Consider the following 9,812-nt stretch of genomic DNA (forward strand, 5'->3'; position numbering starts at 1 on the left):
CAAAATTTTAAGTTGCGGCGGCGGAATTCCAAAAATTCCAAAAATTCCAAAAATTCCAAAAATTCCAAAAATTCCATTCCTCTCAATTCTACAAGTAAAATTTTAAAACCGCAAGTAAAACCCCAAATCCTTGGTAAAATTTCACCCATAACAAAGCTTGCAAAATCATACTTTAAACTAGCTTTTGTTACAATCGCAAGTTTTTAAATCCAAGGACAATTATGAAAAAGCTTATATTTTTTATCTCCGCCCTACTTTGCTCTTTGAGCCTTTACTCCGCAGATACCAACCCGGACGCGCCACTTAAGCTCGATCCTAGCGTCGTGCACGGCGAGCTAGCAAACGGCGTGAAATTTTATATCCTCAAAAACGATGTGCCAAAAAATAGTGCGCTTTTTTACCTCAACGTAGCTGCGGGCAGTGTCGATGAAAATGACGACGAACAGGGTCTTGCGCATTTCGTCGAGCATATGGCGTTCAACGGCAGCGAGCACTTCGATAAAAACGAGCTCGTTCATACCTTGCAGCGCCTAGGGGTGAAATTCGGCGCCGATCTCAATGCACAGACTGGCTTTGAAAATACCACCTACAACATCCAAGCCCAAGTAAGCGATGAAACGCTAAAGGACGTATTTTTGGTACTGCGCGATTATGCAGGCGGCGTAAAATTTGACGAGAACGAAACGCAAAAGGAAAAAGGCGTCATCTTAGAGGAAGCAAAAAAAGGCTTTGAGAGGCGCTTTTATGAAAAGCGCGCCACATATTTATACCCTAATTCCATATTTTCCAGACGCTTTCCGATTGGACAAAATGAAATCATCAAAGGCGCCACCGGTGAGCAACTAAAAAAATTCTACGCGCGCAACTACCTTCCTAGCGCCATTAGCATCATAGTCGTGGGCGACGTAAACATTGAGCAGATTAAAAACCTAATCAAGCAAAATTTTAGCTCTCTTTCTGCGCACGGCGAAAAAATCCCGCGCGATCTTAGCCTACGCCCATTTGAAGGCGGGCTAGCAAGCACCGTAGAGCCCGAGCTCGGCGCCAATGTCGCTAGCGTGCTTTACGCAGGCAAATATGAGCCGCTAAATAGCTACGGTGCACTTAAAAATGAGTGGCTGCAAGCCTACGTATCGAGGCTGATGGAGCTTGGATACGACGCGATGAATGTGAATGCCAAAATTCCGCTTAAAGCCTATTTCGGCTCGGACGATCTGTTTAAAAACCGCAGACTATACAGCATAAGCGCGAATATTTTTAATTTCGACGCCAACGCCACGCTAAGTAGTCTTTTTAGCGCGATCAAAGGGGTACGCGAACACGGATTTAACAATGACGATTTTGATAGCGTTAAGGCGGAATTTAAACATCAAGTGCAAGCCGATCTGCTTAAGAACGATACACAAAGTGCGCAAATAGGGGCACTACTTGATTTCGTACAAAACGGCAATGTAAAGCTTAGTAAGCAAGACGAGCACGATCTAAGCCTCAAGGCGTTAGAAGAAATAACGCTAGCGGATGTTAATAAATTTTTCTCTCAGATAACGGATGGAGCGAGATTTACGGAGATTATCTCGGCAAAGGATTTGGGCATTAGCCAAAAAGATGCGGAGCTGCTCTACGAAAAAGCGGCGCCGTTTAATTTCGCTGCTTCGAAGCTTGCTTCCAAGCAGCTTGCGGGAGCAGATTTAAAAGAGACGGAATTTAAAGCGCAAAAAGGCGCTAGCGGCACTGAAATTTTGGTATTTAAAAACGGCGCTCGCGTAATTTTAAAACCCCTTAAAAGCGAGAAAAATAAAATCGCCCTCGTAGCCGTTAAAAAAGGCGGCTACGCACACTTTGGCAAGGCTCGTGGCGAAATTTTAACTGCGCTGCTCAACTCGGGCACCATAGGCGAGCTAAACGAATATGAGGCGGGACGCTTGACCTCAAAATTTGATTATAAGCTAAGATTTAGGATGGATGACGCAGACTGCGGTTTTAGAGGCGCAGGAGCGGATCTGGAGGCGATGGCACACGAGCTTTACGCAAGATTTAGCGAGCCGCTAATTCATGCAAGCTCGCTTACAAAATACAAAACCGACGCGCTTTCGGCGATTGCGCTGCGAAACGAGACGGCGGAATTTAAATTCGGCGAGCAAATTTTAAAATCTCTATATTCAGGAGATACGGCTCGCAAGCAGCCGCTTAGCGTAGATGACGTAAAGAGCGCAAATCTTGCCGATTTACAGCGCGATGCGGATGAAATTTTTTCAGGTGTTGGAGATTTTATCTTTGTGCTTAGCGGCGATTTTGAGCCTGCGCGCGCAAAACAAATTCTAGCCAAATATATCGGCAATCTAAAGCCCGGCACAAGCAGCGCTACGCCTAAAACTTTGATGCTAAATACTTCTAGCGGCGAGATTGTGCAAGACTACGGCGATAGTGATAAAAGCGAAGTTCGGATGATTTTTTCAAACTATGAGCTGCAAAATTTTGACTTTTCAGACACTTATAAATTTCAAGCGTTAAAAAGCGTGCTAAGCAATCGCATTGTCGAGCAGATCCGCGAGGCGCGCGGACAAATTTACTCGGCGATGGTACATAGCGCCTATGTGCGTGAGCCACAAATCGCAGCGAGCTTGAACGTATCGTTTTCTACCGAGCCGAAAGATGCCCGTGCCGTTGCAGCAAGCGTGAGTGAAATTTTAAAACAGATCGAAAGCTCCGGTGCGAAAGATAGCGAGCTTTCAAATTTTAAAAAAGCGCAAATTTTATCGACCAAAAGAGCTGCGCAGACGAATGATTTTTGGCTTGCTAATATCACTGCACACGAGCTTTACGGCTATCCGCTCTACGACGAAAATGGCTACGCCGCGCGCGTAAACGCAGTAAAAAGTGCGGATGTGCAAAAAGCGGCGCGAGTGCTAAGCGATAGGCTATTTACGGCGATTTTAAATCCAAAAAGCTCCGAGAAACGCTAATGTTCGTTTCATTTTTTAAAAGCAAAAAATGGGCGCTTTTAGCATATACAGGGCTAGTATTTTTGATCGCTATCAATTGGTATCAAACTACGCTGAGCGTGCGTTTCAACGAATGGTATCGCGTATTTTATGATTTGTGTCAAAACGTAGATCGTCATACGTTAAACGATTTTTACGCGCAGATGAGGGTCTTTTTATGGATAGCGATGCCTGCCGTAGTAGCTGCTATTTCGGAGCGATACGTGGCGCGAATTTGGGCGTTTAAATGGCGAGAGGCGATGACCTTTTCCTATTTTTCATACTGGAAAAAGGTAAGTAAAGATATCGAAGGAAGCTCGCAGCGTATCCAAGAAGACATCTACCGCTTCTCAAAAATCATCGAAGATATAGGCACGCGCGTGCTTTCGGCGGCGATGACTCTTTTTGCGTTTATCCCTGTTTTGTGGAGCCTTAGCGAGAAAGTACCTTTTGAGGCGCTCAAAAAAATTCCCGGCTCTCTCGTGTGGATCGCACTTGCAGTAAGCATCGGCGGACTTATAATTTCTTGGCTAGTAGGTTGGTTTCTGCCTAGGCTTGAATACAACAATCAAAAGGCGGAAGCTGCGTTTCGCAAAGAGCTGGTTTATGCCGAGGAGAATAAGGCGGAATATGCGAGCGAAGAGACCACAAAGACGCTATTTGGCAAACTAAAGCACAACTATTACAGGCTATTTTTGCACTACTGCTACTTTGATTTATGGCTAAATTCTTTCTCGCAAATCCTAGTCATCGTGCCCTATCTCATAATGGGACCGGGGCTTTTTACTAAGGCGATTACGCTTGGAGTGATGATTCAAGTAGGCAATGCTTTTAATCAAGTACGCGGCAGCTTTAGCGTTTTTATCGATAACTGGACGACGATCACGGAGCTTCGCTCAATCCATATGCGACTTAAAGAGTTTGAAAAAAATATCGATTACAAGGGCTAGATAAAATTTCGCCCGTATCTTGCGGCCCAAAATTTCACTTTCTAAATTTAAAGTGAAATCCCGGGCCGCAAGCTTTTAAAATTTCTACGCTTTTACTGCTCTCTTTTTTCGTGATGAGTAATGTTTAGCTTTATAAATTTATAGCTTCCTACGAGCAAGATCATCCAAATCGCGATGAAAACTAAAGATTTGATCATTTTTAATCCTTAAAATTTTTTATAAATGCGTCGCATAAAAAGCGCCGCCGATATGAAATTTAACTAAGCGCAAAAGCGCGCAGTGCCGTGCACAAAAGCACAGCCTCGCCGCCACACGGCGCGCGGAAACCATGCTGGAGCTGACGCGCCTAATAATGCTCCTTCAAAAGCTCCTCTTTATCGAGCTTTTTAGCATCCATCGCGCGCCAAACATAGCTGATATAACCCAGCACGAAAGGCACTAGAAACGACACGTAAAACATCGTCTTAAGCGTATAGAGGCTTGAGCTTGCGTTGCTTATCGAAAGCGAGCTTTGCAGGTCGAAATTTGACGGATAAAACGCCGTATTGTTTAGCCCTAGGATCAAAAATACGCTCGTTACCGCGCATACGACGCCCACGCCGTAAAAAAATACTCCACGCACGCTGCTTGTAAATGTGCCTTTGAATATCCCCACCAGCACCAGCACGACGCCCAGCAGTAGCAAGACTAGCGCCGCAGGCAGGCTTAGGTAGTTATGCAGATACTTAAAGCTCTCAAGGCTTACTACGCCGCCGGCGCCGACTGCGTAGCCCTGCTTTAGCAAGACCCACGCCAAAAACGCGATAAAAAAAACCAAAAACGCGATAGCGTTAAATTTAAGCGAGGCTTTGAGCTTGGCAATCATTTCGGGCTCGGCGATATTGTTCATCAAATATAAGCTTGCTCCCGTTCTGGCGCAGAAAAATAGCGCAACTCCCAAGATGTAATTAAACGGATTTGCTAGCGCTTCAAGTCCGCGAGCGGGGTTTTTCCACTGTACGAAATTATTATCGCCCAGCGCGAATTCGCTGCCGCTAAAAAGCGTCGAGACGATGATACCAAGCAGGATCGTACCCAGCGAGCCGTTTATGAAAAGAAAGGCTTCATAAGTTTTAGCGCCCAAGAAATTATCGGGCTTTTTTCTGTACTCGTAGGCGACGGCTTGGATTATAAAGCAAAAAAGCAGAGCCATCCACGCCCAATACGCACCGCCGAAGCTGGTCGCATAAAATAGCGGAAACGCCGCAAAGCACGCCCCGCCGAACATCACGAGCGTAGTAAACGTGAGCTCCCATTTCTTGCCGATGGAATTTATTATGAAATCCTTCTCGGTCTCATTTTTCGCCAGCGTAAATAGCAGCGTCTGACCGCCCTGCACGAAGAGCATAAAAACTAAAATTCCGCCCAGAAGCGAAACCACGCACCACCAATAAATTTGAAAAATTTCGTGCATCTTAAAATCCTATCTTTATCTGTTTTAGCATGATCTTTATCTCGGCTATGAATAAAACCGTAAATAAAACCGCAAAGAGCATAAACGAGATCATTATGTTCGTTCCTGCCAGGCTCGTAGCTGCGACGCCTACCGGCATAAGATCTTGTATCGCCCACGGCTGGCGCCCTACTTCGGCTACGATCCAGCCCGCCTCGCACGCGACGTATCCCAGAGGAATGCTAAAGACGCAAAGCCATAGAATTTTCTTGTATTCGGCGAGGTTTTTTCGCATCGCCAAAAATAGCGTCACGAAAAATAGCAAGATAAAATAGCTTCCCAAAGCCACCATCACGTGGAAGCTATAAAATGTAAGCGCCACGGGAGGGACGATCTGCTTCGCATCGTCAAGGTAGCCGTAGCCTAAATTTTGCATATTTTGGTTGCCGAATAAAATTTCGCGCGCCTGCTGTATCGCCGCGGTGTCATTCGCGTCTTTGGCGGTCTTATAATCCTTTAGCGCTTGCAGGGCGATTTTGCCTTTTTCGATCTTTTTATCCGCGCCTTCGATGCCGAATTTTTCGTTTCCAAATACCAAATCATCGATGCCAGGAGTGAAATTATCAAGCCCTCTCGTAGCCATCAGCCCCAGCGCGTAAGGCGCCTTGATCTCAAATAAAAACGGCTCCTTATCGTCTCCGGGAAGTTTGCTCGGATTTAAAACTCCCGCCGCGACGATGCCCGCGTTTACTTCACCTTTATACAGACCTTCCATCGCCGCAAGCTTCATCGGCTGCTTTTGTGCAACCTGATAGGCGCTCTCGTCGCCACTAAATAGCACGAAAAGCGAGCTTAGCATACCGAAGCTTGCCGCTACGATGAAGCTTTTTTTAGCAAGCGCGAAGTCTTTGTTTTTTAGCATATAAAACGCCGAAATTCCAAGCACGAAAAGCGCCGCGGTAATGTAGCCGCCGCCGACGGTATGTAAAAATTTAGCCACTCCGAAGTGAGATAGCGCGATATCTAAAAAATTACTCATCTCGTTTCGCATCGTATCTGGATTAAAGCTCGTACCAACAGGGTTTTGCATCCAAGCATTCGCGATTAGAATCCAATACGCGCTTAAATTCGATCCGATCGCCACGAGCCAGGTCGAGAGAAGATGAAATTTTTTGCTTACGCGGTCCCAGCCGAAGAACATTACCGCAAAGAAGGTAGCTTCTAAGAAAAACGCAAGCAAGCCCTCGATCGCAAGCGGCGCGCCGAAGATGTCGCCCACGAACCAGCTGTAATTCGCCCAGTTGGTGCCGAACTCAAACTCCATTATGATGCCCGTCGCGACGCCGATGGCGAAATTTATACCGAAAAGGCGCAGCCAAAATTTAGTGATCTTGAGCCACTCCTGCTTGCCGGTCGCGACATATAGGCTCTCCATAAACGCCACGATAAAGCTAAGCCCCAGCGTTAGGGGCACGAAAAGAAAGTGATAAAGTGCCGTGAGTGCGAACTGCGCCCTCGACCAATCCACGCTAGCAAGCTCTTGCATTCCTACTCCTTAGTCAAATTTTTATAGATGAAATCGATTTTTTCTTGATCGGTTTTAAATTTAGAATCCAAGTTTTCGTCGAAAATGAAAAATTTAAGTAGCACTAAAATTATGAATAGCTTGATCAAAATCACCGCCCACAGCGTTTTGCCAAGCTTCATCGAAGCAAATCCGTGCGCGTAAAATTTTAAAATTTTGCCGAAAAACATCAAATTTTAACCTTTAGCAATTATTAGTTTATATTTTTTATTGTATAACAATTAATTAAAATTTAGCTTTAAATTTTGAAATTTTGGTAGCAATTTTATCTTTTTAATAAATGAGTTTTTGCGCCACCACACTTAAATAAAGTTTCTACCGCATAATTCGCAACCGATCGCATTTTACTTAAACTGCACAAAATTTTAGTTTAGATTCGTCATATAAAATTTTAGAATAGAATATATCAAGAAGCGAGCAGAAAAATGCGCGAGACTTTACCAAGCATCTTTGTGCCTAATTTGTAGCTATTTTAAACAGAATTTTTTGTAGGTAAATTAACACGGCTCGGTTGAAAGCAAACGTAAAAATTTTGAGGCTAAACGCCCGAATTACACGATATAAAATTTAAGAACGTATAATTAACTCGGCGCAAAATCTAAAGCATTTCGTTAGACCGGGCGGATAATTGAAAAGCCTAAGAGTCGATTTAGCGTAAATTTGCAGCATGGCTCATCAGCGCTGCAATCTCTGCTAGGTCGAATTTGCCGCCGAAAAAGAGATTGAAAGCAAGCGCGCCTTGATTTATCAGCATCTCCTTGCCGTCTTTTGCGGGTAGATTTTTTGCACGCGCGGCTTGTAAAAACGAAGTCTGCTTGCCGTAGATCGCATCAAAGACAAATTTTGCGCGGGATAAAATTTCATCTATTACCCCCTCGGGCGCAGGCAGCGCGTCATCTTTGAGCCCCGCGCCGGTGGCATTGACGATCAGATCGTAGTCTTTGGATCTGAAATTTTCATAGGTAAAGAACTCCTCGCAGCCGAAGTCGAAATCCTTTGTGCTGCGGTTTAGGATGTCGAATTTCACGCCGTTTTTGCCTAGCGCGTAGCCGATCGCTCGCGTCGTGCCGCCAGCACCTAAAATAAGCGCATTGCGAATCTCACCAAAGCCCAAAATCGCGCAGAAAAAGCCTTGCGCGTCGGTGTTAAAGCCTTGCAGCGCGCCGCCTTTTAGCACCAGCGTGTTTACCGAGCCTATCTTCTGCGCCGCCTCGCTTAAGATGTCGCATGCTTTAAATGCGTCGAGCTTAAAAGGCACGGTTACGTTCGCGCCCGCAAGCCTTAAAGTTTCAAATTTAGCTCGCAGCTCCTCGCCGCGCTGCAGCAAAACTCGCCCATAGTAGGCGTCCAGCTCCAAAAATTTTATCGCGTAATTATGAAGTAGCGGCGAGAGGGAGTGCGCGATCGGGTTGCCGAAAACCGCAAATCTGTCCACTATTTCACTCGGTAAATATACGCACCGCTATTGATGCTGCGCATATCGCTAAGCGCCTTTTGTAGCGCCTCGCCCTCAAAAGGTCCGACTAAAATTTTAGTCACGCTCTTGCTTCCAACGTGAGTTTGCAGCGCAATTGGGCTGTAGCCTTTTTTGGTGATTTTTTTGGTATCAGATCCGTTTGGATCGTAGGCATTGGATGCGAAAACCTGCACATAACTGCCGTTTGCCACGCTGGTGCTGGTGCTCTTTGCTGCAACGCCAGCCTTTACGCTCTCACTTTTAGACTCTGGCTTGCTAGCTTCTTTTTTAGGCTCGGGCTTAGCGGGCTCTTTTTTGGTCTCAGCTTTAGCATGTTCCTTTTTAGCTTCCGTTTTTGAAAGCTCTTTTTTAACTTCTGTTTTTGCTTGTTTTTCAGGTTCTTTTTTAGGCTCTACTTTTTGCTCGACTTTTCTAATTTCGGTTTTAGAAGGTTCTTTTTTGATCTCGTCTTTTGCAGATTCTTTCTTAGGCTCGGACTTTTTTACGTCCGTTTTTTCAGACTTTTTGGCTTCGTCTTTAGGCTCAATCTTTTTACTTTCTATTTTAACTTCGGATTTTTTTGGCTCTTCTTTGATTTCGGGCTTTTGGATTTCTACTTTCTGTGCTTCAGGCTGAGCGCTTGCGACGACCTTGCTTTCGGAATTAGGCTCTTGGGTTTTTATCTCTACTTTGGTTGGAGCTGCAGATGCTGTATTGGGTTCTGATTTCACCTCTACAGGCTCAGGCTGCGAAGGCTCAGGTTTTTGAACTTGTACGGCAGGCTTTTGCTCCGCTTTGGCAAGCTCTTCTTCACTAGGCATAGTAAGACCTGCGTTAGTATCAATATCGTCTTTATTAATAGCCTTCATTATGATTAAAATGATTAAGAATAAAACTACGACGCCAGCTGCGACGGTAAGACCTTTTTTTAAATTCGCGTCCTTATCGACATTGCCGCTATTGATCACTATGTCGTCTATGCTGCTCATATCGAAATTTTTGTCGTTCATACTCTCTCCTAAGATTATTATTTACTTTGTAAATTCTACCACGCAAAATTTACGAAATAGATAATTCGGGTAAGCTTACCCGAATTTATTAAATTTAATACATCGCGCGGTCGTAGATGATAAAGCGGTGCGCCAAATCTCGCACCTCCTCTTTGACCTGCGTCTGAAGCTTGGAATTTGAGATGTCGCTTAGCACGTCGGCGATTTTATTTCCGATAAACTCAAATTCTTTCTCCTTCATCCCTCGCGCGGTAAGTGCGGGGCTGCCGACGCGAATGCCGCTGGTGACGAACGGGCTGCGCGTCTCGCCCGGTACGGTATTTTTATTCGTCGTGATGCCTGCATTTTCAAGCGCAGCGCTAGCGTCCTTGCCGCTAAAATCTCTATTTAAAAAGCTC

At 45.1% G+C, this 9,812-nt stretch carries 7 protein-coding genes and 1 pseudogene; 2 read left to right on the forward strand and 6 right to left on the reverse strand.

Going from position 1 to position 9,812, the window contains the following annotated elements; translation table 11 throughout:
- Nucleotides 1-221 precede the first annotated feature (221 nt).
- Together Q0340_RS03335 and Q0340_RS03340 are read left to right on the forward strand one after the other, a co-directional pair.
- Nucleotides 222-2,963 (forward strand): M16 family metallopeptidase, encoded by a 2,742-nt coding sequence (locus tag Q0340_RS03335; RefSeq protein ID WP_298082153.1) that lies wholly within the window; start codon nucleotides 222-224, stop codon nucleotides 2,961-2,963.
- Nucleotides 2,963-3,931: a putative transporter gene (locus tag Q0340_RS03340; RefSeq protein WP_298063437.1), complete on the forward strand. Its 969-nt coding sequence runs from the start codon at nucleotides 2,963-2,965 to the stop codon at nucleotides 3,929-3,931. Before Q0340_RS03335 ends, Q0340_RS03340 begins: the two co-directional genes overlap by 1 nt.
- Before the next feature lie 346 nt (nucleotides 3,932-4,277).
- On the opposite strand, the gene Q0340_RS03345 is transcribed toward Q0340_RS03340, so the two are convergent.
- The 6 genes and pseudogenes from Q0340_RS03345 to glyA form a co-directional block, all read right to left on the reverse strand.
- A complete protein-coding gene (locus Q0340_RS03345; RefSeq protein WP_298082154.1) occupies nucleotides 4,278-5,384 on the reverse strand; it encodes a cytochrome d ubiquinol oxidase subunit II in 1,107 nt (368 codons plus the stop codon).
- Between the two features lies 1 nt (nucleotide 5,385).
- The gene (locus Q0340_RS03350) at nucleotides 5,386-6,909 is read right to left on the reverse strand and encodes a cytochrome ubiquinol oxidase subunit I (RefSeq protein ID WP_298082155.1); all 1,524 of its coding nucleotides are present in this window, start codon (nucleotides 6,907-6,909) and stop codon (nucleotides 5,386-5,388) included.
- Between the two features lie 2 nt (nucleotides 6,910-6,911).
- The gene (locus Q0340_RS03355; protein WP_298082158.1) at nucleotides 6,912-7,118 is read right to left on the reverse strand and encodes a DUF4492 domain-containing protein; all 207 of its coding nucleotides are present in this window, start codon (nucleotides 7,116-7,118) and stop codon (nucleotides 6,912-6,914) included.
- A 479-nt stretch (nucleotides 7,119-7,597) separates the two neighbouring features.
- Nucleotides 7,598-8,383: a shikimate dehydrogenase gene (locus Q0340_RS03360; RefSeq protein WP_298082156.1), complete on the reverse strand. Its 786-nt coding sequence runs from the start codon at nucleotides 8,381-8,383 to the stop codon at nucleotides 7,598-7,600.
- A complete protein-coding gene (locus tag Q0340_RS03365) occupies nucleotides 8,383-9,414 on the reverse strand; it encodes a hypothetical protein (RefSeq protein ID WP_298082157.1) in 1,032 nt (343 codons plus the stop codon). Before Q0340_RS03365 ends, Q0340_RS03360 begins: the two co-directional genes overlap by 1 nt.
- A 94-nt stretch (nucleotides 9,415-9,508) precedes the next feature.
- Nucleotides 9,509-9,812: pseudogene (gene glyA, locus Q0340_RS03370) on the reverse strand (serine hydroxymethyltransferase); the annotation flags it as partial.

The organism is uncultured Campylobacter sp. (assembly GCF_938045595.1).
GTDB lineage: Bacteria > Campylobacterota > Campylobacteria > Campylobacterales > Campylobacteraceae > Campylobacter_B.

Coding starts and splice junctions, on each gene's coding strand:
- Q0340_RS03335 (WP_298082153.1), top strand. CDS start 222: ATGAAAAAGCTTATATTTTTTATCTCCGCCCTACTTTGCTCTTTGAGC.
- Q0340_RS03340 (WP_298063437.1), top strand. CDS start 2,963: ATGTTCGTTTCATTTTTTAAAAGCAAAAAATGGGCGCTTTTAGCATAT.
- Q0340_RS03345 (WP_298082154.1), bottom strand. CDS start 5,384: ATGCACGAAATTTTTCAAATTTATTGGTGGTGCGTGGTTTCGCTTCTG.
- Q0340_RS03350 (WP_298082155.1), bottom strand. CDS start 6,909: ATGCAAGAGCTTGCTAGCGTGGATTGGTCGAGGGCGCAGTTCGCACTC.
- Q0340_RS03355 (WP_298082158.1), bottom strand. CDS start 7,118: ATGTTTTTCGGCAAAATTTTAAAATTTTACGCGCACGGATTTGCTTCG.
- Q0340_RS03365 (WP_298082157.1), bottom strand. CDS start 9,414: ATGAACGACAAAAATTTCGATATGAGCAGCATAGACGACATAGTGATC.